This window comes from Nesterenkonia aethiopica (assembly GCF_039534665.1).
Taxonomy (GTDB): domain Bacteria; phylum Actinomycetota; class Actinomycetes; order Actinomycetales; family Micrococcaceae; genus Nesterenkonia; species Nesterenkonia aethiopica.
On the sequence record NZ_BAAAVT010000026.1, the window covers coordinates 1 to 23,103 of the forward strand.

Annotated in this window: 21 protein-coding genes and 1 pseudogene; 8 read left to right on the forward strand and 14 right to left on the reverse strand. The window is 70.2% G+C overall.

The genetic code is table 11. The annotated features are described in order from the left end of the window. Positions 1-165: 165 nt before the first annotated feature. Positions 166-1,209, reverse strand: a complete 1,044-nt coding sequence (locus ABD658_RS14550) for an NAD(P)-dependent alcohol dehydrogenase (protein WP_344684871.1) — start codon at positions 1,207-1,209, stop codon at positions 166-168. Between the two features lie 290 nt (positions 1,210-1,499). Here ABD658_RS14550 and ABD658_RS14555 point away from each other — a divergent pair, with 290 nt between their 5' ends. After that, the gene (locus tag ABD658_RS14555) at positions 1,500-2,549 is read left to right on the forward strand and encodes a baeRF2 domain-containing protein (RefSeq protein ID WP_344684869.1); all 1,050 of its coding nucleotides are present in this window, start codon (positions 1,500-1,502) and stop codon (positions 2,547-2,549) included. Between the two features lie 27 nt (positions 2,550-2,576). Here the strand turns inward: ABD658_RS14555 and ABD658_RS14560 are convergent, their stop codons facing one another. The 8 genes from ABD658_RS14560 to ABD658_RS14595 all read right to left on the reverse strand — a co-directional run bounded on the left by ABD658_RS14560 (position 2,577) and on the right by ABD658_RS14595 (position 10,859). Next, the gene (locus ABD658_RS14560; protein WP_344684867.1) at positions 2,577-3,743 is read right to left on the reverse strand and encodes an acyl-CoA dehydrogenase family protein; all 1,167 of its coding nucleotides are present in this window, start codon (positions 3,741-3,743) and stop codon (positions 2,577-2,579) included. 83 nt (positions 3,744-3,826) lie between these two features. After that, a complete protein-coding gene (locus ABD658_RS14565) occupies positions 3,827-4,747 on the reverse strand; it encodes an HpcH/HpaI aldolase/citrate lyase family protein (RefSeq protein WP_344684865.1) in 921 nt (306 codons plus the stop codon). A gap of 115 nt (positions 4,748-4,862) precedes the next feature. After that, positions 4,863-5,228, reverse strand: coding sequence for a Rid family hydrolase (locus ABD658_RS14570; protein WP_344684863.1), 366 nt, complete (start codon positions 5,226-5,228; stop codon positions 4,863-4,865). Continuing rightward, a complete protein-coding gene (locus tag ABD658_RS14575) occupies positions 5,225-5,599 on the reverse strand; it encodes a RidA family protein (protein WP_344684861.1) in 375 nt (124 codons plus the stop codon). The genes ABD658_RS14570 and ABD658_RS14575 overlap by 4 nt, the downstream gene beginning before the upstream one ends. 90 nt (positions 5,600-5,689) lie before the next feature. Beyond that, a complete protein-coding gene (locus tag ABD658_RS14580) occupies positions 5,690-7,324 on the reverse strand; it encodes a dipeptide ABC transporter ATP-binding protein (protein ID WP_344684859.1) in 1,635 nt (544 codons plus the stop codon). A gap of 4 nt (positions 7,325-7,328) precedes the next feature. Further along, positions 7,329-8,207: an ABC transporter permease gene (locus ABD658_RS14585; protein ID WP_344684857.1), complete on the reverse strand. Its 879-nt coding sequence runs from the start codon at positions 8,205-8,207 to the stop codon at positions 7,329-7,331. 13 nt (positions 8,208-8,220) lie between these two features. Then, positions 8,221-9,174, reverse strand: coding sequence for an ABC transporter permease (locus ABD658_RS14590; RefSeq protein WP_070159090.1), 954 nt, complete (start codon positions 9,172-9,174; stop codon positions 8,221-8,223). Positions 9,175-9,188: 14 nt separating this feature from the next. After that, positions 9,189-10,859, reverse strand: a complete 1,671-nt coding sequence (locus ABD658_RS14595) for an ABC transporter substrate-binding protein (protein WP_344684854.1) — start codon at positions 10,857-10,859, stop codon at positions 9,189-9,191. Positions 10,860-11,172: 313 nt separating this feature from the next. Here ABD658_RS14595 and ABD658_RS14600 point away from each other — a divergent pair, with 313 nt between their 5' ends. The 5 genes from ABD658_RS14600 to ABD658_RS14620 all read left to right on the forward strand — a co-directional run bounded on the left by ABD658_RS14600 (position 11,173) and on the right by ABD658_RS14620 (position 16,109). Continuing rightward, a complete protein-coding gene (locus ABD658_RS14600; RefSeq protein ID WP_070159092.1) occupies positions 11,173-11,886 on the forward strand; it encodes a FadR/GntR family transcriptional regulator in 714 nt (237 codons plus the stop codon). A gap of 4 nt (positions 11,887-11,890) precedes the next feature. Further along, entirely contained in the window at positions 11,891-12,694 is an 804-nt protein-coding gene (locus ABD658_RS14605) for an ABC transporter permease (protein ID WP_344684851.1), read from the forward strand. A gap of 188 nt (positions 12,695-12,882) precedes the next feature. Further along, positions 12,883-13,698 (forward strand): electron transfer flavoprotein subunit beta/FixA family protein, encoded by an 816-nt coding sequence (locus ABD658_RS14610; RefSeq protein WP_344684849.1) that lies wholly within the window; start codon positions 12,883-12,885, stop codon positions 13,696-13,698. After that, positions 13,695-14,654: an electron transfer flavoprotein subunit alpha/FixB family protein gene (locus ABD658_RS14615; protein WP_344684846.1), complete on the forward strand. Its 960-nt coding sequence runs from the start codon at positions 13,695-13,697 to the stop codon at positions 14,652-14,654. The genes ABD658_RS14610 and ABD658_RS14615 overlap by 4 nt, the downstream gene beginning before the upstream one ends. Positions 14,655-14,747: 93 nt before the next feature. After that, positions 14,748-16,109, forward strand: coding sequence for an Nramp family divalent metal transporter (locus ABD658_RS14620; protein WP_344684844.1), 1,362 nt, complete (start codon positions 14,748-14,750; stop codon positions 16,107-16,109). A gap of 30 nt (positions 16,110-16,139) precedes the next feature. Here the strand turns inward: ABD658_RS14620 and ABD658_RS14625 are convergent, their stop codons facing one another. Both ABD658_RS14625 and gudD read right to left on the reverse strand, forming a co-directional pair. Further along, the gene (locus ABD658_RS14625) at positions 16,140-17,129 is read right to left on the reverse strand and encodes an AEC family transporter (RefSeq protein ID WP_344684842.1); all 990 of its coding nucleotides are present in this window, start codon (positions 17,127-17,129) and stop codon (positions 16,140-16,142) included. A 104-nt stretch (positions 17,130-17,233) separates the two neighbouring features. Beyond that, positions 17,234-17,413 (reverse strand): annotated as a pseudogene (gene gudD / locus ABD658_RS14630) (glucarate dehydratase); the annotation flags it as partial. A gap of 164 nt (positions 17,414-17,577) precedes the next feature. Between gudD and ABD658_RS14635 the strand changes: the two are divergent. Together ABD658_RS14635 and ABD658_RS14640 are read left to right on the forward strand one after the other, a co-directional pair. Beyond that, the gene (locus tag ABD658_RS14635; protein ID WP_344684838.1) at positions 17,578-17,928 is read left to right on the forward strand and encodes a hypothetical protein; all 351 of its coding nucleotides are present in this window, start codon (positions 17,578-17,580) and stop codon (positions 17,926-17,928) included. Between the two features lie 13 nt (positions 17,929-17,941). Next, complete coding sequence (locus tag ABD658_RS14640; RefSeq protein ID WP_344684836.1) at positions 17,942-18,250, forward strand: hypothetical protein; 309 nt, start codon at positions 17,942-17,944, stop codon at positions 18,248-18,250. Here ABD658_RS14640 and ABD658_RS14645 read toward each other — a convergent pair. The 3 genes from ABD658_RS14645 to ABD658_RS14655 all read right to left on the reverse strand — a co-directional run bounded on the left by ABD658_RS14645 (position 18,210) and on the right by ABD658_RS14655 (position 23,094). Continuing rightward, positions 18,210-19,490 (reverse strand): alpha-hydroxy acid oxidase, encoded by a 1,281-nt coding sequence (locus ABD658_RS14645; protein WP_344684834.1) that lies wholly within the window; start codon positions 19,488-19,490, stop codon positions 18,210-18,212. The two genes, ABD658_RS14640 and ABD658_RS14645, sit on opposite strands and share 41 nt — an antisense overlap. Before the next feature lie 66 nt (positions 19,491-19,556). Continuing rightward, the gene (locus ABD658_RS14650; protein ID WP_344684832.1) at positions 19,557-21,029 is read right to left on the reverse strand and encodes a rhamnulokinase; all 1,473 of its coding nucleotides are present in this window, start codon (positions 21,027-21,029) and stop codon (positions 19,557-19,559) included. A gap of 28 nt (positions 21,030-21,057) precedes the next feature. Then, positions 21,058-23,094 (reverse strand): bifunctional aldolase/short-chain dehydrogenase, encoded by a 2,037-nt coding sequence (locus tag ABD658_RS14655; protein WP_344684830.1) that lies wholly within the window; start codon positions 23,092-23,094, stop codon positions 21,058-21,060. Positions 23,095-23,103 lie beyond the last annotated feature (9 nt).

Below are 23,103 nucleotides of genomic sequence, written 5' to 3' on the forward strand. Positions count from 1 at the left end.
CGTAAGACACTTCAGTGGGCCACCCCAGCTGAGAAGATGAGAGACATCATCCTCACCAGCTGACCATCAGCTGGTGCAACGACTCATAGAATCCGCCCGCTTCATGACGACGGAGATACATGGAAAAGTGACTCCTCAACGGGCACCCCGAGCGCAAGGAACGCGTCAGCTCCCTGGCAGCACCACGGCCTTGAGCGCCTGGGGGTCGCGGCCGGCCAGGGTCAGCGCCTCCTCGGTCTGCTCGAGCCCGAAACGGTGGGTGATCACCAGCCGGACATCCACCGCCTCCCGGGAGATCAGCTCCAGGGCGGCCGGATAGCAGTTGGCGTAGCGGAACACTCCGCTGATGGTGAGTTCACGACCCTGCAGGGCGAAGACCTCCAGCGGCAGGGTCTCAGCGCCCATGCCGACGACCACCGCACGACCGGCGCGGGCGAGAGCGCGCACCCCGGCGGCGAAGGCCGGAGCGGCGCCGGAGCACTCGAAGAGCACGTCGTACTCGGCCTCGAGCTCCGCGCCGCCGGGCACGGTCTGGAAGCCGAGGTCGTCGGCGACGGCGAGGCGGTGCGGGTTGAGGTCGGTGAGCGTGACGCTGCGCGCCCCGAAGGCCCGTGCGGCCTGGGCGGCGAAGAGTCCCACGGGGCCCGCCCCGGTGATGAGCACACGGTCGCCGACGCTGACCCCGGCCTTGCGGCAGGCCCAGACCCCCACTGAGACCGGCTCGGCCATGGCGGCCTGCTCGGCGTCGAGGTTCTCCGGGGCGGGGTGGGCGAAGGCGGCGTCCAGGGTGACGAAGCGGGCGATGGAGCCGTCCACCGGCGGAGTGGCGAAGAACTGCACGTCAGGGCACAGGTTGTAGCGCCCCTGGCGACACTGCTCACAGGCCTTGCAGGGGATGCCGGGCTCCAGGGCGACGAGCTCACCCACTCTCCCGGGGTCGACGTCCTCACCCACACCGACCACACGCCCAGCCGACTCGTGACCGATGACCATGGGACTGGTGAGCACGAAGTCCCCGATGCGGCCGTGCTCGTAGTAGTGGACGTCGGAGCCGCAGATCCCGACCGCGCCGATCTCCACGAGGACTTCGTGAGGCGCCGGCTGGGGCACGGAGCGGTCCTCGATGCGCACATCGTGGACGGCATGCAGGACGGCGGCGGGATTCGAGCCGGAGATGCCGGCGGCGGGCCGGGCGGGGGTGGTGGTCATGACGGATTCCGTTCGTCGAGGGACTCAGGGCGGCACCCCGGGGCGAGGCACACAGGCAGTTCCCCTCATCCTACGACCATTTATGCATCACTGTAAGACTTAAGAGTCGGGGCGGGCACGTCGGCCTGGACGCAACCCCGCCGGGCATGGGTAGCCTCGAAAGGCGGGACGCATGCACCGGTGAGGCGCGGAGGGGACACCGCCGAGGCTGAGGTCGCGCGATCGACTCAGCCCGGCATGATTCGGCATGGTTCGACATGGTTCGTGGAGAGGACGAGGAGGAACTCACGATGCAGCTCACCCCGATCGCCCAACTGATCGACCACACCCCGCCCTTCAGCACCGTCTGCCTGCAGGGCAGCTCCCCCTCCGAGGACGCCGAGCACCAGCTGCGGCTGCGCTGGGACGCCCTGCGGAGCCGCCTGGAGGAGGCCGGGGCTCCCGCCGAGGCGCTGGAAGCCCTGGACGCCGCGCTGGTCGGCGGCGAGACGGATCCCACCCAGATCCACACCGAGGGGAGGGTGCTGGTCGCCGACGCCGACACCGTCCTGCTCGACGAGCCCTGGGACGCGACCCGGGGGCAGGGCGATGCGGCCCATGTCGGCGACGCTCCCGCCGTGGGTGACTATGTCCGGGAGCGCGCCGGATCGGCCGTGCTGCTGGTGGCCCTGGCCGACCAGGAGGGCGCGACGCTGCGCCGCGTGACTGTGGCCGAGGGCCTGAGCACCGAGCCTGATGCCGAACAGCAGGTCGAGGGTGCCGGTGACGGCTCGGTCCACAAGCCGCGCGAGGGCGCTCTGTCCCACCGGCAGATCCAGCGTCGGGCCGACGAGGTCGTCACGCAGAACGCCCGCAGCGTGGCCGAGCGGCTGGAGAGCCTGGCGGCACGATGGCGCCCCGACGCCGTCGTGCTGGCCGGAGAGGTCCAGGGGCGCACCGCCCTGGCCGAAGAGCTCCCCGCTTCCCTGAAGAGCATCACCCACGTCGCCGAACGCGGAGGGATCGGCGACGAGGCCGCCGAGGAGGCGCTGGCCGAGGACCTGCTCCTGATCACCCGGCGGCTCGCCGCGGGCCGATCCCAGGATCAGACCTCACGTTTCGAACAGGCCCGCGCGGAGAACCGCGTGGCGGAGGGCGCCGCCGCCGTCCGCCTGGCCGCCGAGATGGGCGGCGTGGACACCCTGCTGCTCCAGGCGGACCGGTCCGCACCGGAGGAGGACGAGCTGATCGCCGCAGCGGCACGCGTGGACGCCGAGGCCGCGGTGACACGAGCCGAGCTGCCGGACGGCGTCGCGGCGGTCCTGCGCTTCGAGGCGCCGACCGAGGTCACCCGAGCCTGAGACGGCGGGAGACCGCCGACCGAGGGCTCAGTCCAGCAGGTCCCCGGCCACGGTCTCCCGCAGGATCTCGGAGCTGCCGCCGAAGATGGTCATCAGACGCACCGCCAGGTAGGCCTGCGCCACCGGGTACTCGAGGATGTAGCCGTAGCCGCCGTGCAGCTGCAGGCAGGCGTCGATGCTCTCCTTGGCCCGCTCGGTCGCCCACATCTTGGCCTTGGAGGCCGCGACGACGTCGAGCTCACCGGCGTTGAACTGCTCCACGGCGGCGGCCACGTAGCGTTGGGTGGCCTCCAGGGAGACCTGCAGCTCCGCCAGGCGGAACCGGGTGTTCTGATACTCGGCCACCGGGCGGTCGAAGGCCTGGCGCTCCTGGACGTAGGTCAGCGTCTGGCGCAGCACCTCCGCGGCGACGACGGCGGCGGAGGTGGCCACCGCCAGCCGCCCCTGCGGCAGGATCGCCTTGGCGATCTGCAGGCCCTGCCCCTCCTCACCGATGAGGTTCGCCGCGGGGACCCGGACCCCGGAGAAGAACAGCTCGGCGGTGTCGGAGGCCTTCAGCCCCATCTTGTCCAGCTGGCCGCCCACCTGGTAGCCGGGATTGTCGGCCTTCTCCACCAGAAACAGACTGAACGAGCCCGCCCCTCCGCGCTGCTTGACGTCGGATCCGTCGGTGCGGGCCAGCACCAGGGCGCCGTCGCCGGAGATGCCGTTGCCGATGAAGGTCTTCTGCCCGTCGAGCACCCAGTCCGCACCATCGCGGACGGCCTTGGTGCGCACACCGCGCAGGTCGGAGCCGGCTCCGGGCTCGGTGAACGCCACGGAAGCGATGAAGCGGGAGTCCATGAAGCGCGGGAGCCAGGTCTCGTGCTGCTCCGGCGTGCCGAAGCGCAGCAGGGCGGGCAGCACCCAGTCGTCGTGGAGGTGCAGCGCGAGCGCGAGGCCGAGGGCGTCGACCCGGGCGAGCTCCTCATCGATGACCATGCGGAAGCGGTAGTCATCCAGTCCCATGCCGCCGTGGTCCTCCCCCACGGCGAGGCCGAGCAGCCCGTTCTCCGCGGCCGCCTCCCAGACGGCTCGGTCCATCATGTGCTCAGCGTCCCAGCGCCGGTAGTGCGGGGCCACCTCGCGGGTGACGAACTCACGCACCACCTCGCGGAACTCCTCGTGGATCTCCTCGTAGAAGCCGGGGAACATGGGGGTCCTTTCAGATCAGGAGGTCATCGGCAGATCTGGGCATGATCGCTGGGCAAAGGCGCTGGGCTCGCCCGCTGATTCTCTCATTCTCCGGGCTGGTGCACGCGGGTGGCGTCGTATCGCGCCATGATCCGCTGCGCCTGCAGCGCCACCGGGGCGTCGACCATCTGCCCACGGAAGCTGAACGCGCCGACGGTGAGGGGGTCGGCGTCGGCGCCGGCCTCCTGGCGCAGGGCCACCAGCAGGGCCTTGGCCCACTCCACCTCCCCGGCGTCCGGGGTGTAGGCGCGGCGCACGGTCTCCACCTGATGCGGGTGGACGCAGGCTTTGGCCACGAAGCCGCTGGCGCAGGCGTCCTCCGCCTCGGCGGCCAGCCGCGGCAGATCCCGGATGCCGGTGTTGATGGCGTCGAGGGCGGGGACGCCGGCGGCCCCGGCGGCGATGAGCACGCTGTGGCGGATGTGCCGGATCACCGACCGGTAGGCTCCGTCGGCAGTGCGGGCGGTGGTCCCGCCGAGTCCGGCGGTCATGTCCTCGGTGCCCCAGAACAGGGCCTCGACGGCGGGGTGGGAGGCCAGCGCGGGGGCGTTGAGCACGCCGATGGGGCTTTCGATCTGGGGGATCAGCCGCGCCTCGGGCAGGGCGGCGGCGACGTGGTCGAGCACGCCGAGGTCGTCGGCTTTGGCGACCACCACGTGCCGCACCGGGCTTCCTTCCAGGGCGGTCAGGTCGGCGTCGAGCTCCCCGAAGGAGACGCCGTTGAGACGGACCACGGTGACGGCGGGATCGAGGGCGGGGACGTCATCGTCCCCACCGGTGATGGCTGTGACGGCGGCGGCACGGGCAGCGGGCTTCTCCGCAGTGGTGACCGCGTCCTCCAGGTCCACGATGACGGCATCCGCGCGCTCGGCGGCCTTGCCGAAGCGGTCGGGGCGACTGCCGGGGCAGAACAGCAGCGCAGGGCCGAGGGTGAAGCTGGAGACAGGGGCGTCCGGACGGGGCATGGTTCTCCTGAGGAACGATCAGACGGGCGTACGGCAGGTGGCCTGGCGTCAGGCTCGTCCCACCGTACGCCCGCTGTGTGACGCATTCGACAGCGCCGCGCCAAGATTCTCGGACTTACTCGACGGTCGCCGCGTAGGCCCGGATCTCGACCTGGGAGGACCGGCTGGCCGCCGACGCCTGCACCACAGACAGCGCCGGGACCGGCCGGTCCCCGAGCCAGTCGTTCCAGGCGCGTGCGAAGTCCTCGGCGTCGTCGATGCTCAGCAGCCACACCTGCGCCATGACGATCTGGCGGGGGTCACCTCCCACCTCGGCGAGCAGGTCATCGATCGTCTCGAGGATCTGCCGACTCTGGCCTTCGACGTCCAGGGACTTGTCCGGCGCGGTCAGGCAGGCCGAGGCCAGACCGCCATGGGCGGAGGCCAGGTGGATCCCCGGCGCCCCCGGGGCGGTGACACGTCCGGCCTTGGTGATGCTCATCGGCCCTCCGTCCCAGCCGTGCGCGCTGCAGTGGCGACGACCTCCACCAGGATGTCGGGCCGGTGCAGCTCCCCGGAGACACAGGTGCGCGCCGGCGGGTTCTCCTTGTCGATCCAGTGGTTCCAGGCCTTGTTCATCGCCCCGAAGTAGCGCATGTCGCTGAGCCAGATGTGGATCATCAGCACGGAGCCCTGATCCTCGCCCAACTGTTCCAGCAGCTGGTCCAGGCGCTGCAGACACCAGCTGGTCTGATCCGCCGCGCTCAGGGACGTGTCCTTCGCCGTGATCCCCGAGAAGAAGATCAGATCCTCTGTGGCGACGGCCTCCGCCGCTCTGGCCCCGGCGATCTCCCGCGTTCCGATGCGTTTCATTCCTCACCTTTCGTCGTGTCATGTGTCAGCGCCGGGTGGCGCGTCACTGATGTCAGCTCTGTGCCGCCCGCCCCGAAGACCGAGGAGGCCTCAGAGGCCCCGTCCTGGGACGGCCTCCAGCAGAGCAGTCGTGTACTCATCCTGCGGGGCGTCGATGATCTGCCCCACGGGTCCCGCCTCCACCACGCGGCCCCGCCGCAGGACCACGACCTCGTCCGCGATCTCCGAGGTGACGCCGAGGTCGTGGGTGATGAACAGGCAGCTCACGCCGATCTCGGCCTGCAGGCCGCGCAGCAGGTCCAGGATCTGTTTCTGCACGAGCACGTCGAGGGCCGAGACGGCCTCGTCGCACACCAGCAGCTCGGGCTCGGCGACCAGCGCCCTGGCGATCGCCACGCGCTGCCGCTGCCCGCCGGAGAGCTCCCCAGGATACTTTCCCAGGGCGGACTGCGGCAGCGCGACGTGATCGAGGCACTCCCGGACTCTGCGCCGCTTCTCCGCGCGTCCGAGGTCGCGTCGCGGGACGAGCGACTCCGCGATGAGCCCCACCACGCTCCAGTACGGATTCAGCGAGGAGAAGGGATCCTGGAACACGGGCTGGGTCAGGCTCCGCAGGTAGCGGATGTCATCGCGGGACTCCGGCCGGATGGCGCGTGCGCCCACCCGCGCCTCACCGCTCGTGGCCTTCTCGAGCCCGAGGGTGATCTTGGCGACCGTCGACTTCCCGGACCCGGACTCTCCGATCACCGCTGTGGTGGTGCCCTTCCTGATGTCGAAGCTGACGTCGTCGACGGCCCGCAACGGCTCCTTGAAGCCCCGGATCTTGAAGTCCTTCACCAGACCGCGGATGCTCAGGAAGCTGGGGCCCCCGTCGTCCTCCCGCGGCGCCTCCTCCCGGCGCCGGTGGGCGTCCAGCCGCGGGGCGGCGTCCACGAGCCGCTGCGAGTACGGGTGGCTCGGCGCGCGGAGGATCCCCCTCGGGGTGCCCTGCTCGACGACCTCACCGTCAGACATCACCACGACCTCGTCGGCCCGATCGGCGGCCACGCCGAGGTCATGGGTCACCAGGATCCGGGTCAGACCCCTGTCCTCGGCGAGCGTGTCCAGGTGATCCAGGATGCGCTTCTGCACGGTGACGTCCAGGGCCGAGGTCGGCTCGTCGGCGATCAGCAGCTCCGGATCGCCGGAGAGCGCGATCGCGATGAGGATCCGTTGCCTCATCCCTCCCGAGAACTCGTGCGGATACTGCCGGAACCGGCGCGCCGGCTCAGGGATCCCGGCGTCGTCCATGAGCTGCAGGGCCCGACGCCGCCGATCCTCCTTGGATCGGATGCCGTACTGCTTCAGCGCGTCACAGATCTGGTCACCGATGCGCATCGAGGGGTTCAGGCTCGCCATGGGGTCCTGCGGCACCAGCCCGATGCGTGCTCCCCGATAGTGGCGCAGAGTGCCCTCGGAGAGGTCCGCCAGACGCTCGCCGGTGTAGTCGACCTCCCCGCCGACGACGCGGGCGTTCTCCGGGAGCAGGCCCAGCAGCGCCTTGACGGTGGTGGACTTGCCCGATCCGGAGCCGCCCACGATCGCCAGCGAGCGCCCGGGGGCCACCGCGAAGCTGGCTCCTCGCACCGCGTCCTGCCCGTCGTAGGCGACGCGGAGGTCCCGCACCGTGATCAGCGGGTCCGGCCTGATGGGCGAGCTGTCCGTCTCGTGTGCCGTGGTCGTCATCGGGTCACCTCGCGTTGGGGTCGAGGGCGTCGCGCAGGGCGTCGCCGAACATGTTGAAGCCCAGGCACATGACGATGATCGTCAGACCCGGCCAGACGGCCGCCCAGGGTGAGCGGTAGATGTACTCCTGGGCGTCGGCGAGCATGATGCCCAGCGACGGCTCGGGCGGCTGGATCCCCAGCCCCAGGAAGGAGAGCATCGCCTCACCGATGATCGCCACCGGGATGATCACCGTGGCCTGGACGATGATCACCGAGGACGCATTGGGCAGCAGGTGCTGGAACAGGATCCTCGCCTGCGAGATGTTCATGGCGCGGGCGGCCTGGACGAACTCCAGCCCGGAGATCCGCAGCGCCTCCCCGCGGACCACTCGCACGATGATCGGGATGTTCGCGATGCCCAGCGCGATGGCCGCGTTCTCCAGACTCGGCCCGCGGATGGCCGCCAGGCCGACCGCGATGATGAGGAACGGGAAGGCCAGGGCGACGTCGGTGAGTCGCGAGACGACGGCGTCGGCCACCCGGGAGTACCCGGCCAGCAGCCCCAGCGGGGTCCCGACGCCCACGGCGACGGCGACCGAGAGCAGCCCGATCCACAGGGAAGTGCGGACGCCGTAGAGCAGCCGTGAGAGCACGTCCCGGCCCAGGTCGTCGGTGCCCAGCGGATAGCCGGCGGTGCCTGGGGTCTGGAACGGGATCTGGAAGTTGACCGCGGCGAAGTGATGCGGGGCGATCCAGGGGGCGCCGACGGCGGCGATGACGGCGAGCAGCAGCAGGAGACCTCCGATCACCCCCAGCTTGTTCCGGGCCAGCTGCTGGAGGCCCCGGATGAAGGGACTGCGGCTCGTCTCCGCCGCGGCCGCGGCGGCTGTGGTCTGATACATGGGCACGTCCTCCTCAGGCACTGACCCGGACTCGGGGATTGATGACGGTGTAGAGGATGTCCACCAGAAGGTTGATCACCACGTAGAGCACCGTCACGACCAGCACGACGGCCTGGATCACCGGGAAGTCTCGAGCCAGGATGGCGTCCAGGGTGAGGCTCCCGATGCCGGGCAGGACGAAGATCTGCTCCGTGACGACCGCCCCGGAGAGCAGCGCGCCCAGTTGGAGTCCGGTGATGGTCACCAGGGCGATGAGCGCGTTGCGCAGCCCGTACTTGAACAGCACCCGCGGCTGGGACAGCCCCTTGGCCTTGGCGAATCGGACGTAGTCGGTGCCCATCGTCTCGATCATGGACGCCCGTGTCTGGCGGGTCACCACGGCGGCCAGCGCGGTGGCCAGCACGATCGCCGGCATCGTGAGGTGGTACAGCGCCGCCAAGGGGTTGACGCCCATAGGGACGTACCCGGATGCCGGGAACCATCCGAGGGTGATCGCGAAGAGCATGATCCCCAGCAGGCCGAGCCAGAAGCTCGGCAGGGAGAGCCCCAGCAGGGCGATCCCGTTGCTGAGGAACTCCGGGAACCGTCCCCGGTGCCGTTCGGCGATCATCCCGAGGATGATGCCGCCGACGGTCGCCAGGAACACGGCGTAGAGCGCCAGCCAGAGCGTCACCGGCAGCGTCTGGGAGATCATGGAGGTCACCTCCTGCCCGGTGCGGGTCGACTCCCCGAGGTTCAGGGTGACGACGTTCTTCAGGAAGATGAGGAACTGCTCCACGAGCGGGCGGTCCAGTCCGAGGTCGGCCCGGATCGCGGCGATCTCGGCCGGGCCGGCCTCATCGCCGGCCATCGCCCGCGCCGGGTCACCGGGCAGTGCCCGGATTCCCAGGAAGATGACGACGGCGGAGATCAGCAGTGTGATCAGGGACTGGACGAGTCGGGTCAGGAAGAAGCGGCTCTTGGTCATCGTGACGGCGGCCCTCAGTCGTCGCCGAGGTCGAGCTCGTCGATGTCGATCTCCTCTTCGGCCGCCTCGGTGTCGACGAACGCCGCACCGGAGACCCGCAGGATGCCGTCCGGGGAGAACCAGACGCCGGCGATGGATTCGTGGGCCGCACCCAGGTTGCTCAGCCGGTAGGTGACGATGATGTTGTTCAGCTCGCCGGCCCGTTCCACCGCCTGCCCGTAGAGCTCGACGCGCTCGTCGTGGTCCACGGTGCGGGCGGCCTCGTCGAGGTACTCGTCGATCTCCGGGTCGGAGAGCCCCGAGTAGTTGTTGCCGGCACCGGTGGAGAAGTAGTTGTGCAGGTTGTTGTGCGGGTCGATCATCCCGCCCCAGCCCACGAGGATCGCGTCGAAGTCGCCGCGGTCCTGGGCATCGAGCAGGGCGGTCCACTCCATGGGCCGGATGGTGAACTCGAAGCCCGCGTCCTCCACGGAGGCCTGCAGGGCCTGAGCGTAACGCAGGGAGTCCTGGTCGTTGCGCACGGTGAGGTCGATCTCCACGGGGATGTCCACCCCCGCGTCCTCCAGGAGCTCCATCGCGCGGTCCGGGTCGTGCTCGGGGCAGTCGGTGGCCCGCTCGTCGGCGAACGTGCTGATCGGTGACATCGGCGTGCAGGTGGAGACGTACCAGTTGTTGAACACGACGTCGACGAGGGAGTCCCGGTCGATGGCCAGCGAGAGCGCCTCGCGCACGGCGGGCTCCTGGGCCACCACGGTGTCGATCTCACCGGGCGGCTGGCCGGTGCCGTCCACATTGCCGATGTTCAGCGTCAGCCCCTGGAATCCCAGGGAGTCCAGGACGAGGCCGTTGACCTCACCGGTGGCGTCGTCGACGAGCGCGTCGAACTCCTGGGGCGAGACGGTGTCGGTGAGGTGCACATCCCGAGAACGCAGGTTGGCGGCCCGGATGTTGTGGTCAGGCATGATCACGTAGGTGATGGAGTCCAGGTGGACCTCGTCGGCCCCGTAGTAGTGGGGGTCGGCGACGACGTCGATGCGGGTCTGCGGCACCCGCTCCACCAGCGCGAAGGGCCCCACGCAGCTGGGCGCCTGGGCGAAGTCGTCCCCGAGCTCATCGAGCGCCTGAGGAGACATGATCATCCCGGCGCGGTCGGACAGCGTCGCCACCAGGGGCGCAAAGGGCTCGGCCAGCTCGATCTCGATCTCATGGTCGTCGACCACGCGAATCTCCTCGATCGGGCCCATGTCCGAGCTGCGCGCGGAGGTGGGGTGCTCCAGGTGCCGCTCCAGGCTGGTCCTGACCGCTTCGGCGTCCATGGGGGTGCCGTCGGAGAAGACGGCGTCCTCGCGCAGCGGGACCCGCAGCACGGTCTCGTCCTCGGAGTAGTCCGGCAACTCGGTGGCGAGCATCGGGATGATCTCGCCCTCGGCGTCGATGTCGTAGAGCTTCTCGCACATGGACTCGAAGACCATGCGCCCGGCCCGGGTGCGGGCCGTGGTGGGGTCGAGTGCGTCCGGCTCCTGGGACAGGGCCATGACGAGGTCGCCGCCCTCGACGGCCTCGTCGGCGGCCAGCGGAACGGACGACTCCCCCTCACGCGCGTCGACCTCCTGCTCTCCGATCTCCTGGACCTCGGAGCAGCCCACCAGGGCGACCAGGGACAGCAGGGCGAGTGATTTCTTCATGGGTCGTGACACCACCGTTTCAGGGAGCGGATTGGACAGCGCGAGTGAGTATCAGGTCACTTGGTCGGACCAAATCTCATGAGTCCTGAGTCTGTGCTCCACATCACATGGATGTCAAGAGTTTCGCGAAAAATCAACGATTGGTAGGCCCTCTGGGCGTTGACTGCCCCGTCCTGTCCATGCCACGGTATGGACACTTGGTCGGACCACCGGTCCACCGGTGGACGATTCACGGGTCGCCAGAGACGCATCCGCCATACTGGGGAGGCACGGAGCGCGGCCGGCAGACGACCGGCCACGGAGCGGAGGACCCATGCGCGAACTCGACGGACTCTCCATCAGCTCGGTCACCGTCGCCGAACAGCTCAGCCGACGCCTGATCAGCATGATCGAGGACGGCGAGCTCAAGGCCGGCGACAAGCTGCCCAACGAGCGTGCCCTGGCGGAGTCGGCGGAGGTCTCCCGCACCACCGTGCGGGAAGCCCTGCGGGACCTGGAGCTGCGGGGGCTGATCACCAGGACGCGCGGCCGCGGCACAGTGGTGCGCGCCGTCCGGCGTCCGGACCTGCACGCCGGGATGCTCGGCTCCATGGAGACCTCCCACCGCGTGCTCCGGGAGGTCATGGACCTCCGCGCCGTGGTCGAGCCCCCGATGGCGGAGCGTGCGGCCGACCGGGCACTGGACTCGGAGCTGCCCGGGCTCCTCCACCGTGTGGAGCAGGCCGAGGAGGAGCTCGCCCGACCGGACCCTTCCGTGCCGCTGCTCTTCCAGCTGGACATGGCCTTCCACAGTGAGATCGCGAAGCTGACCCACAATCCGATGCTCACCCGACTGCTGAACGTCACCCACGACTGGATGACGCCCTCAGAGGCAGGCCTGCACCTGCCCGACGAGAAGCTGAGGACCGCGGTGGAGGCGCACCGCCGGATCTACGAGGCCATCCGCCGGCACGACGCCGACGAGGCCCGCCGCCTCATGGCCGAGCATCTCGAGGAAGTCGCCGCCCACCTGGACCTGCAGCGGTGACGCGATGGCGGCACCGCTGAGCCTGGGCGACACCTGGGCCGCCGACCTGGCGGTCGGCTCCCTCCGCGACTGGGCCCAGTACGGGCTGGGCATCGCCGTGATGGGTGCCGCCACCGTGGTGCTGCTGCGCCGCTCCGGCATCCGCCTCGGCGCACTGCCGCTGGTGGCGCTGGTGCGGGCGGCCGCCCAACTCACGCTCATCGCCCTGCTGCTGCAGGGGGTGCTCACCGCTCCCTGGACCGTGGTGCTGTTCATCCTGCTCATGCTCTCCACCGCCTCGGCCACCTCCTTCCGACGGGCGAAGGAGCTCCCCCGCGGCCCCGCAGGAGCCGTCCTCGGCGTGCTGATCGGCGGCACCATGACCGTGGCGGTCGTGCTGCTGCTGGGCCTGGTCGCGTGGGAGACGGAGAAGATCATCGCCATCGCCGGCATCACCATCGGCAACTGCATGACGGCCTCCACGCTCGCGATGCGACGGTTCGCCTCCAGCCTGCAGCAGCGCTCCGGAGAGGTGGAGGCCTGGCTGTCCTTGGGGGCGCGACCGGCCCAGGCCACGACCCAGATGCGCCGGGAAGCGGTGCGGGAGGCCCTGCTCCCGAACCTCGACCAGACGAAGAACACCGGACTGGTCACCCTGCCCGGGGCCTTCGTCGGCGCACTCTTCGGCGGCGCCTCGCCTGTCGAGGCCGCGCAGTTCCAGCTCGTCGTGCTGGCCGCGATCGGCCTGGCCGGGTCGGTGACCGCCCTGCTGGGGACCTGGTGGGCGGCGCGCTCACCCCGGATCCCCCTGCAGGCGGCGTCGAGCTGACGCCTCCCAGACCCCCTATCGCACCATGACGTCTGACCATGACGCCTGACCATGACACCTGAAGTCGCGCACCTCACCTCCGGACGCGTTTCGTGGCACCATGGCTGGGATGCCTGCTGGCGGGAGCCCCACTCCCGCACCATCGGATCTGTTCGGAATCGCACGGAGAGTGAGGCGAGGTCAGCCCCATGCCTGAATCGGCAGCTGGAACCCCCCTGCACATCATCACCCTGGTCAAATGGGTGCCGGACGCTCAGCTGGAGCGCCGGTTCACCGAGGAGCGACGCATCGACCGCTCGGAGGGCATCCTGGGTGAGCTGGACGAGTACCCGCTCGAGGCCGCCCTGCAGATCAAGGAGGCCGCCTCTCGCGACGTGCGGGTCTCGGCTCTGACCATCGGGCCCGCCGGAGCGGCCACCGCCGCGAAGAAGGCCCTGCAGATCGGCGCCGACGACGCCTTCCACCTCAGCGACGACGCGCTGACCGGCGCCGACGTGGCCGCCACCTCCTCCGCTCTGGCCGCCGCGATCGAGCATGTCCTGGCCGACGGCGATGCCGAGGGCGAGCACCTGGTCATCACGGGCATGGCCTCCGAGGACGGCGAGTCCGGTGCAGTGCCGCCGCAGCTGGCCGAACGACTCGGGCTGAACCTGGTCACCCAGGCCACCGCCGTGGCACTGGAGGAGGACCGGCTGGTGGTCACCCGCGCCTCCGCCACGGAGCAGCAGCGGCTCGCGGCCGCCCTGCCGGCCGTGGTCTCCGTGACCGACCAGGCCAATGAGCCCCGGTACCCGAACTTCAAGGCGATCATGGCGGCGAAGAAGAAGCCGCTGACCTCCTGGAGCCTGGCCGACGTCGGGCTGGACGCTTCCGCGGTGGCCTCGAAGGCCACCGTGCTGACCGCGGCGGCACGTCCGCCGCGCACCGCCGGCGAGATCATCACCGATGAGGGTGATGCCGGCGTGAAAATCGTGGAGTTCCTGGCGAAGGAGCGTGTGCTGTGAGTGTTGCCCTGGTGTTCTTCGAGTCGCTGGACGAGCGGCTCTCCTCCGCCCAGCAGGAGCTGCTGACCCTGGCCGCCACTCTCGGCGAGGTCCATGTGGTCACCGGGACCCCGGGTGACCGCGCCGCCAACGCGGTCGCCGTCGAGGGCGTGCAGACCGTCTACACCGGAGATGCGGAGATCCTCACCCCGGACCCCGCCCTGGTGGACCTGCTGGAGACCGCGGTGCAGGAGACCGCCGCCTCGGCGGTCCTCGCCCCGGACACACCGGACGCCACCGACGCGCTCGCGCGCCTGGCGGTCCGCCTGGACACCGGGATCATCACCGACGCCGTGGGCATCGACTCCGAGCGCCGCGTCACGAAGTCCGTACTGGCCGGCTCCTACACGACCACCGCCCAGGTGGCCGAGGACCGCCCCCTGGTGGCCACGGTGAAGCCGAACTCGGTGGAGGCCGCCGTCGTCGCGGGCCAGGCCCCCGAGGTGGTCGCACTGCCGGTGGGCCCCTCCCTCGCCGAGGGTGCCGCCGCCTCCGGCGGCGTCGAGGTCCTTCAGCGCACTCCGCTCGAGGTCTCGGAACGTCCGGCCCTGACGGAGGCGCGCGTCGTCGTCGCCGGCGGCCGCGGGGTGGACGGGAACTTCAGCCCGCTGGAGGAGCTGGCCGATGAGCTGGGTGCGGCGATCGGCGCCTCCCGTGCGGCCACCGACGCCGGGTGGATCGACCACGCCGCCCAGGTGGGCCAGACCGGCGTGACGGTGTCCCCGCAGCTCTACATATCCGCCGGCATCTCCGGGGCGATCCAGCAGCGCGCCGGCATGCAGACCGCCCAGACGATCGTGGCGATCAACAAGGACGAGGACGCCCCGGTGTTCGAGATCGCCGATTTCGGCGTGGTGGGCGACCTGTTCGAGGTCGTGCCGCAGATGGTGGAGGAGCTGCGCCGCCGCAGGGGCTGACCCCCGGACCAGTGGCATGTGGCCTGCCTCACATATCATGAGAGGGTCATGCGGGCAGGACCGCCGCACCCAGGGATGAGGGAGACCCGAACCATGAGCCAGGACGCCGCCGCCGATCGCCGTGAGATGGAGCAGCATCCCGATGTCCGGGGCCTGCGCATCCTGCGCTTCCTCGGACCCGGCCTGCTGGTGGCCATGGCCGGCGTGGGGACCAGCCACCTGGTCACCGCACCGCTGGCCGGTGCGCACTTCGAGTTCGCGCTCCTGTGGGTCCTGCCGGTGGCGTTCCTGTTCAAATGGCAGGGCTTCGAGCTGGCCATGCGGTACACCGCCGCCACCGGCGAGTCCATCCTCTCCGCCTACACCCGCATCCCGGGGCCGAAGAAGTGGGCGGTCTGGGCCGTGCTGGCAGCCACGATCGTCATCGGCTGCACCGCCGTCGGGGCGATCGTCGCGGCCGCGGCGGCCGTGCTGTGGGCGAGCTTCGGCGTCGGATCCCTGCTGGCGTACGGCGTGGTGCTGTCTCTGCTGGCCGTGGGACTCCTCCTGGCCGGGAAGTACCGGGGCCTGGAATGGGTCAACAAGGTGCTGGCCATCGTGCTGGTGATCGGCACCGTCGTCGCCTTCGTGGTCGGCGGAGTCCAGGGCGAGGCCTGGGGTCACCTGCTGCTGCCGGCCATCCCCGCTGGGTCCGCGCTGCTCGTCGCCGGGCTCATGGGTTGGATGCCCACAGATCTGAGCGTCGGCGTGTGGGCCTCGCTGTGGATGACGAGCAAGCGCCGCGGCATGGTGCGCGTCCGGGAGGTCTTCGGGCCGCAGGCGGTGGAGCACACCCCCGCTGAGGTCCGCCCCTACGCCGATGCCTGGTTCAAGGCCGCGCTCTACGACTTCCGGATCGGGCACATCGTGTCCTGGATCATCGCGACCATGTACCTGGTGCTGGGGGCGATGATCCTCTTCGCCCGCGAGGACAAGCCGGAAGGTGCGGGCACCATCCTCGCCATCTCCCACATCTTCACCGACACGGTGGGCGTGTGGATGTTCCCGATCTTCATCGCCGGAGCCTCCGCCGCACTGTTCTCCACCGTGCTGATCATCTTCGACGGGTTCCCCCGGACCTTCGCCGCCTGCCTGACCGAGCTGGTGGCGCCGCACGCCGACCGCCCGTGGTGGACCCAACAGACCCTGATGCGCGTGATGATGGGCGTGATGGTGGTGTGCGCGATCATCGCCCTGACGCTGTTCCCCAACCCCGCGATGCTGGTGCCCGCCGCCGGCGCGGTCTCCTTCGCGATCAGCCCCGTGCTGTTCGCCGTGAACCTCTATGTGGCGGTGAAGTTCATCCCGGCCCGGTACCGCCCCGGACGGTTCGTGGTGATCTGGAGCTGGGTCAGCATCGTCATCCTGTCCCTGCTCACCCTGTGGGTCATCCCCCAGACGCTGGGCCTGATCTGAGGTGTCCCGAGCGCCAGGAGATCCTGAACTCTAGGACATCCCGAGCAGCCAGGCCGCCAGCAGCACCACCGGCAGGCTCAGCAGCGAGCTGGCGAAGGTGACGTCCTTGGCCACGGTGACCGGCATCCCGTGGTGAAGGCCGAAGACGAACACGTTCTGTGCGGTGGGCAGCGCCGCCATCGCCACTACTCCCAGCAGCTCGGCACCGGTCAGCCCGAAGACCGGGCCGGCGAGCGCCCATGCGACCACCGGCATGACCACCACCTTGCACACCGTGCCCACCACGGCGTCGACGCGGTGCTCCCGCACCGCGAAGGGCCGCTCCTGCCACAGCGCCATGCCGAAGATCAGCAGCATCAGCGGGATGGAGGCCTCCCCCAGCATGCGGACCGGCTCCCAGATCACCTCGGGCGGCCGCCGGTCCAGCAGGGAGAGGACCGCTCCGATCAGCACCCCCACCGTGACGGGGTTCAGCATGGAGCCCAGGATGGTCCGTGCGCGGGAGGGCCCGCCGGAACGCCCGAGCAGCCCGAAGAGCGTGAGGAACAGCGGGGCGAACACCAGCAGCTGGGCCAGCAGCACCGAGACCACCGGAGCGGTGGTGCCCACCATGTAGAGCGCGATCGGCACCCCGATGTTGCCGGCGTTGACGTAGCAGGAGGCCATCGCTCCCACCGCGACGTCGGCACCGGTGGCGGCACCCGACGCGCCAACGTCACGGGCGCTGGCGGGCACCGGCCGACGCCGGCGTCGTCGCAGCGCCAGCAGGCCATAGGCGGAGAAGACGACGGCGGTGATCCCGGCGATGCCGAGCGCCAGCGGCGCGTACAGTCCGGCCACCATGCGGACATCCGTCTGGGAGACCAGCACCACCATCAGGCACGGGTTGGTGATGTAGTAGACCAGCGGCGTGACCCCGCGCTGCGCAGAGCGGGCCTTCTGCGGGGCGATCGCCACCGTGCCGGCGCCGATGAGCACGAGCACCGCCACCACGCTGAAACCGAGGAGAACGCCCTCCACTCACCCTCCTTCGCTGGCCGTGCCCGCCGGCGGCGGAGCATCCACCCGCACCCTACAGCGCGCCACCTCTGCAGGTCAGCTCAGCAGGAAGGTCCGCAGGTAGGTCAGCGCAGCAGGCAGGGACGCTTGGGATCGAACTCCCAGCCCGGGACGAGATACTGCATGGCCACCGCGTCGTCGCGGGCACCGAGCCCTTCCCGCAGGTAGAGCTCATGGGCCTCCTCCAGGCGATTCCGGTCCAGGTCCACGCCGAGCCCGGGCCGCTGCGGCACGGCGATGGCGCCGTCGTCCTGACCTGCTGGCGGCGCCCGGCGAGGAGCCCTCGCGGGAACCCTCCGACGCGGGGCGCTGATCTCTGGGCCTTCCCTCCAGGCCCTCCCCAGTCGCGTTTTCCACAGGCTGCCGGTGGGGGCCTGCTAGGCCCCTCGGATCTGGCTACCGTGGAGGCATGAGCCAGCCACCGCATGTGACTCCAGGTCAGATCCCGATGCCCGCCCCTCCGCAGGGAGCGCTGCCCGCCCCTCCACCGGCCGGACCGCCCATGCCTCCGCCGCCGAACCCGCAGACTCAGAATGCCGAGCGTGATGCGTCGGTCTCCCTGGCGCTGGGCATCGTGGGGCTGTTCTTCCTGCACATCGTGCTGGGGCCGGTCGCCATCGGATTCGCCGTCCGGGCGCGGCGGAACGGCCACCGCGCTCTGCCCGGCCTGGTGCTCGGGTGGATATCCCTGGCGATCGGTGTGCTGACGCTGATCCCGGTGGTGCTGGGGCTCGTCATCCTGGCCACCGGCGGACTGTGAGGAGGGTAGCTCCATGACCTGCTCGCCGCAGCACAGCGCGCTCGCACCGCCAGCCCCTCCGGTGCACCGCTTCACCACCGCTCAGCGGGCGGCGGACCGCGCCATCGTGACCGTCCTGGTTGGGCTGGTGCTGCTGCCGATGCTTCTGGGGCCGATGGCGCTGATCCTGGTGCGCAGGACCCGCCGCCTGGGCGGCGAGCGCCTCCGCTGGGTTGTCGTGGTGGCGTGGAGCGAGATCGTCGTCGGCATCCTCATCCTGGCGGTCATCACCATGACGCTGTTCAGCCTGCTGACGATGGCCGCCCACGGCTCGGCGTCCTGACCGTCGACGCCTCCCGCGGCACCAGGCGCTGCAGCTGAGTGACGTGCTTCGGCTCAAGCTCTTCGACCGTGGAGACCTCCAGCAGCCGCATGGTCCGCTCCACCTGCTCACTGAGGATCTCGATGGTCCGGTCCACGCCGGCGCGGCCGCCGGCCATGAGGCCGTACAGGTAGGCCCGCCCCACGAAGGTGAACTTCGCCCCCATGGCCAGGGCGGCGACGACGTCGGCGCCGTTCATGATGCCGGTGTCCATGGTGACCGCGAGGTCGTCTCCGACCTCGCGGACCACCTCAGGCAGCAGGTGGAACGGGATCGGCGCCCGGTCCAGCTGGCGGCCTCCGTGGTTGGAGAGCACGACGCCGTCGACGCCCAGATCCGCCAGGGTCTTGGCGTCCTCCACGTTCTGGACGCCCTTGACGACGATCTTCCCGGGGAACAGCTCCCGGATGATCGCCAGGTCCTCGAAGCTGATGGACGGGTCCATGGCGGAGTCCAGCAGCTCGCCGACGGTCCCCCCGGTGGAGGACAGCGAGGCGAACTCCAGCGGCGGGGTGGTCAGGAAGTCGATCCACCACCACGGCCGCGGGATCGCGTTGATCACGGTGCCCAGGCTCAGCTGCGGCGGGATGGAGAACCCGTTGCGCTTGTCCCGCAGCCGGGCCCCGGCCACCGGGGTGTCCACGGTGAAGAACAGGGTGTCGAATCCGGCGGCCGCGGCGCGCTCCACCAGGCCGTAGGAGATCTCCCGCTGCTTCATCACGTACAGCTGGAACCAGTTCCGACCGTGCGGGTTGGCCTTCTTCACGTCTTCGATGGAGGTGGTCCCCAGCGTGGAGAGCGTGAACGGGATTCCCGCCGCCCCGGCGGCCGAGGCCCCGGCGGTCTCCCCCTCGGTCTGCATGAGCCGGGTGAAGCCCGTCGGGGCGATGCCGAAGGGCTGAGCGGAGGGCCCTCCGAAGATGGTGGTGGAGGTGTCCACCTCGGCGACGTTCCGCAGGATCGAGGGGTTGAACTGCACGTCTTCGAAGGCCTGTCGGGCCCGGTGCATGGAGAACTCGCCCTCGGCAGCGCCGTCGGTGTAGTCGAAGGCGGCCTTCGGGGTCCGCCGCTTCGCGATCCGGCGCAGATCCTCGATGGTCAGCGCCGCGTTCAGCCGACGACGGCTCGCGTTGAAGTCGACCTTCTTGAACTGCATCAGCGGCGCAAGGTCACGGGGCTTGGGGAGACGACGCTCAACCATGGGGCTCCTTCTTCGTGAGGTGATGCTGCTGCGCATCACGGTACATCCAGCTGCTGAGGGGGTTCGTCACACTTGCGGACGGTACGTGGTCGGCGAGTGGCTGCGGGTGATCAGCTCGCGCAGGTCCTCCAGCTCACCGCTGAGCGTCCCGGCGGTGCGCGCCTGGATGAGCAGGTTGCCGATGGCGGTGGCCTCCACCGGGCCGGCGACGACGTCGAGCCCGCTGCGGTCCGCGGTGGCCTGGCACAGCAGGGCGTTCAGCGAGCCTCCGCCGACCATGTGCACGACGTCGACCGTCCTTTCGGCCAGTCGAGCGGCGTCGTCGAGAGCGCGGGCGAAGCCTGTCGCGATGGACTCCACGATGCAGCGCACCAGGGCGGGCTCGGAGCCGGGGGTCGGCTGGTCGTGCTCGGTGCACCAGTCCGCGATCCGGGCGGGCATGTCTCCGGGGGCGACGAAGCGTTCGTCCTGGACGTCGATGATCACGACGTCGGCGGCGGGCACCTGTTCCGCGGCCTCCAGCAGCGCCCCCAGGTCCTGGGTCCGGCCGGTCTGACGCTCCCAGGTGCGCAGGGTCTCGGAGAGCAGCCAGGTGCCCATCACGTTGGTGAGGAAGCGGAAGCGGCCGTCCACGCCTCCCTCATTGGTGAAGTTCGCCTCCCGGCTGGCTTCGGTGACCACGGCCTGGTCGAGCTCGAGCCCCACCAGCCCCCAGGTGCCGCAGGAGATGTAGGCGGCGTGCGGGGAGGACAGTGGGGTGCCGACGATCGCGCTGGCGGTGTCATGGGATCCCACCAGGGTGACCGGCAGCCGCTGCCCGCCCAGGAACGGGGCCAGCTGGTCACGAGTCTCCCCCAGCGTGGTGCCGGGTGCGGCGATGTCCGGGAACAGCCCGGCGGGCAGCCCGAGGGTCCCGATCAGCTCATGGTCCCAGTCCTGGGTCTCCACGTTGACCAGCCCGGTGGTGGAGGCGTTGGTGGCCTCCGCCGTCGCCTCGCCGGTGAGCCACTGGCCCAGCAGGTCGGGCACCAGCAGGGCGCGCTCCACGGCCGCACCCGCCGGCCCGGCCAGCAGCTCGTCGGCGGCCAGCTGGTAGAGGGTGTTGAACGGGAGGAACTGCAGACCGTTGCGCCGGTACAGCTCGGCGAAGGGGACCCGCCGGTGCACCGCCTCCACACCGGCGGCGGTGCGCTCGTCCCGGTAGTGGAACGGGGCGCCCAGCAGAGCCAGGCCGCCGTCGCCGGCGGCGCGGGCCAGCAGACCGTAGTCCACCGCCCAGCAGTCGATGCCCACCGAGGCGAGGCCGCCGTCGTCGTCCGCGGCACGGACCGCCCCGCCCAGCCCCGTCAGGGCGTGGTCGAACAGGCCGATGAGGTCCCACCGCAGCCCGTCGGGCAGGTGCACCGGCCCGTTGGAGAAGCGGGACACCTCCGTCAGCTGCAGCGTGTCCGGACCCACCCGGCCCAGGACCACGCGCCCGCTGGAGGCGCCGAGGTCCACGGCCGCATGCTGGGTGGTCTGCTGCGTCGTCGCGCTCATCGAGTCTGCCTCTCGCTCGGGCTGCGGCTCAGCGCAGAAAGGCGGCGGCGACGCCGGCGTCGACCGGCACGTGCAGCCCGGTGGTGTGGGACAGGTCCGAGCTGACCAGGGCGAAGGCCGCGTTGGCGACGTTCTCCGGCAGCACCTCGCGCTTGAGGATGGTGCGCTGGGCATAGAACCTGCCCAGGTCCTTCTCCTCGATGCCGTAGGTCTTGGCTCGGTTGGCGCCCCAGCCGGAGGAGAAGATGCCGGAGCCCTGCACCACGCCGTCGGGGTTGATGCCGTTGACGCGGATCTGGTGCTCTCCCAGCTCGGCGGCCAGCAGCCGCACCTGGTGGGCCTGGTCGGCCTTGGTGGCGGAGTAGGCGATGTTGTTCGGGCCGGCGAACACGGAGTTCTTCGAGGAGATGTAGAGGATGTCTCCGCCCAGGCCCTGGTCGATGAGCGCCTTCGCCGCCGTCTTGGACACCAGGAAGGAGCCCTTGGCCATCACGTTGTGCTGCAGATCCCAGTCCTTGGCGGTGGTCTCCAGCAGGGACTTGCTCAGCGAGAGGCCGGCGTTGTTGACCACGATGTCCAGCCCTCCGAACGCCAGCAGGGTCTCTTCGACGGCGGCCTGCACGGCGGCCTCGTCGGAGACGTCGGCGGCGACGCCGATGGCCTTGTCCGGGCCGCCCAGCTCGGCGGCGACCGCCTGGGCCTTCTCCAGATCCAGGTCTGCGATGGCGACGACGGCGCCTTCAGCCGCCAGACGGGTGGCGATGGCCTTGCCGATGCCGGAGGCGGCCCCGGTCACCAGCGCGATGCGGGTGGCCAGCGGCTTGGGCTTCGGCATGCGCTGCAGCTTGGCCTCCTCCAGCGCCCAGTACTCGATGCGGAACTTCTCCCGCTCGTCGATGGGCGCGTAGCGGGACAGCCCTTCGGCTCCGCGCATCACGTTGATGGCGTTGAGGTAGAACTCGCCGGCCACCCGGGCGGTCTGCTTGTCCTTGCCGAAGGAGAACATGCCCACCCCGGGGATGAGGATGATCGCCGGGTCGGCGCCGCGGAGGGCGGGGCTGTCCGGGTGGGCGTGACGGTCGTAGTAGGACTGGTAGTCCTTCCGATAGGCCTCGTGCAGCTCCAGCAGACGGGCCTTGGCGTCATCGACGGCGGCGTCTGCGGGCAGGTCCAGCACCAGCGGCTTGACCTTGGTGCGCAGGAAGTGGTCCGGGCACGAGGTGCCCAGCTCCGCGAGTCGCGGGTGCTCGGCGTGGGAGAGGAAGTCCAGGACGACGTCGTCATCGGAGAAGTGGCCGACCTGCGGCTTGTCCGCACTGGCGATGGCGCGGATGGTGGGCATCAGCGCGGCGGCTTTGGCTCGGCGCTGATCCGCGGGCAGGGCGCCGTAGCCGTCCAGCGCCGGGCCGAAGGGCTCCGGCCGGGAGTGCTTCTCGATGTAGGCGGCGGCGGTGTCGATGATCCACAGGGAGTTCTGCTCGGACTCCTCGGAGGTGTCGCCCCAGGCGGTGATGCCGTGGCCGCCCAGGATGCAGCCGACCGCCTGCGGGTTCTTCTCCTTGATCTCGGCGATGTCGAGGCCCAGCTGGAACCCGGGACGGCGCCACGGCACCCAGACGACCTTGTCCCCGAAGATGGTGCGGGTCAGCTCCTCGCCGTCGGCGGCGGTGGCGATCGCGATGCCCGAGTCCGGGTGCAGGTGGTCCACATGGGCGGCGTCCACCAGCCCGTGCATGGCGGTGTCGATCGACGGCGCGGCCCCGCCCTTGCCGTGCAGGCAGTAGTCGAAGGCGGCGACCATCTCGTCCTCGCGCTCCACACCCGGGTAGGTGCCCACCATGGCGCGCATGCGGTCCAGGCGCAGGGTGGCCAGGCCGGACTCCTTCAGGGTGCCGAGGTCACCGCCGGAGCCCTTGACCCAGAGCAGCTCGACCTCCTCCCCGGTGACAGGGTCGACGTCGACGCCCTTGGCGGAGGTGTTGCCGCCGGCGTAGTTGGTGTTCTTCGGGTCGGCTCCGAGCCGGTTGGACCGGGTGATGAGGTCAGCGACGGTGGGGTTCGTCATGAGTGATCC

Coding starts and splice junctions, on each gene's coding strand:
- ABD658_RS14550 (WP_344684871.1), bottom strand. CDS start 1,209: ATGACCACCACCCCCGCCCGGCCCGCCGCCGGCATCTCCGGCTCGAAT.
- ABD658_RS14555 (WP_344684869.1), top strand. CDS start 1,500: ATGCAGCTCACCCCGATCGCCCAACTGATCGACCACACCCCGCCCTTC.
- ABD658_RS14560 (WP_344684867.1), bottom strand. CDS start 3,743: ATGTTCCCCGGCTTCTACGAGGAGATCCACGAGGAGTTCCGCGAGGTG.
- ABD658_RS14565 (WP_344684865.1), bottom strand. CDS start 4,747: ATGCCCCGTCCGGACGCCCCTGTCTCCAGCTTCACCCTCGGCCCTGCG.
- ABD658_RS14570 (WP_344684863.1), bottom strand. CDS start 5,228: ATGAGCATCACCAAGGCCGGACGTGTCACCGCCCCGGGGGCGCCGGGG.
- ABD658_RS14575 (WP_344684861.1), bottom strand. CDS start 5,599: ATGAAACGCATCGGAACGCGGGAGATCGCCGGGGCCAGAGCGGCGGAG.
- ABD658_RS14580 (WP_344684859.1), bottom strand. CDS start 7,324: ATGACGACCACGGCACACGAGACGGACAGCTCGCCCATCAGGCCGGAC.
- ABD658_RS14585 (WP_344684857.1), bottom strand. CDS start 8,207: ATGTATCAGACCACAGCCGCCGCGGCCGCGGCGGAGACGAGCCGCAGT.
- ABD658_RS14590 (WP_070159090.1), bottom strand. CDS start 9,174: ATGACCAAGAGCCGCTTCTTCCTGACCCGACTCGTCCAGTCCCTGATC.
- ABD658_RS14595 (WP_344684854.1), bottom strand. CDS start 10,859: ATGAAGAAATCACTCGCCCTGCTGTCCCTGGTCGCCCTGGTGGGCTGC.
- ABD658_RS14600 (WP_070159092.1), top strand. CDS start 11,173: ATGCGCGAACTCGACGGACTCTCCATCAGCTCGGTCACCGTCGCCGAA.
- ABD658_RS14605 (WP_344684851.1), top strand. CDS start 11,891: ATGGCGGCACCGCTGAGCCTGGGCGACACCTGGGCCGCCGACCTGGCG.
- ABD658_RS14610 (WP_344684849.1), top strand. CDS start 12,883: ATGCCTGAATCGGCAGCTGGAACCCCCCTGCACATCATCACCCTGGTC.
- ABD658_RS14620 (WP_344684844.1), top strand. CDS start 14,748: ATGAGCCAGGACGCCGCCGCCGATCGCCGTGAGATGGAGCAGCATCCC.
- ABD658_RS14635 (WP_344684838.1), top strand. CDS start 17,578: ATGAGCCAGCCACCGCATGTGACTCCAGGTCAGATCCCGATGCCCGCC.
- ABD658_RS14640 (WP_344684836.1), top strand. CDS start 17,942: ATGACCTGCTCGCCGCAGCACAGCGCGCTCGCACCGCCAGCCCCTCCG.
- ABD658_RS14645 (WP_344684834.1), bottom strand. CDS start 19,490: ATGGTTGAGCGTCGTCTCCCCAAGCCCCGTGACCTTGCGCCGCTGATG.
- ABD658_RS14650 (WP_344684832.1), bottom strand. CDS start 21,029: ATGAGCGCGACGACGCAGCAGACCACCCAGCATGCGGCCGTGGACCTC.
- ABD658_RS14655 (WP_344684830.1), bottom strand. CDS start 23,094: ATGACGAACCCCACCGTCGCTGACCTCATCACCCGGTCCAACCGGCTC.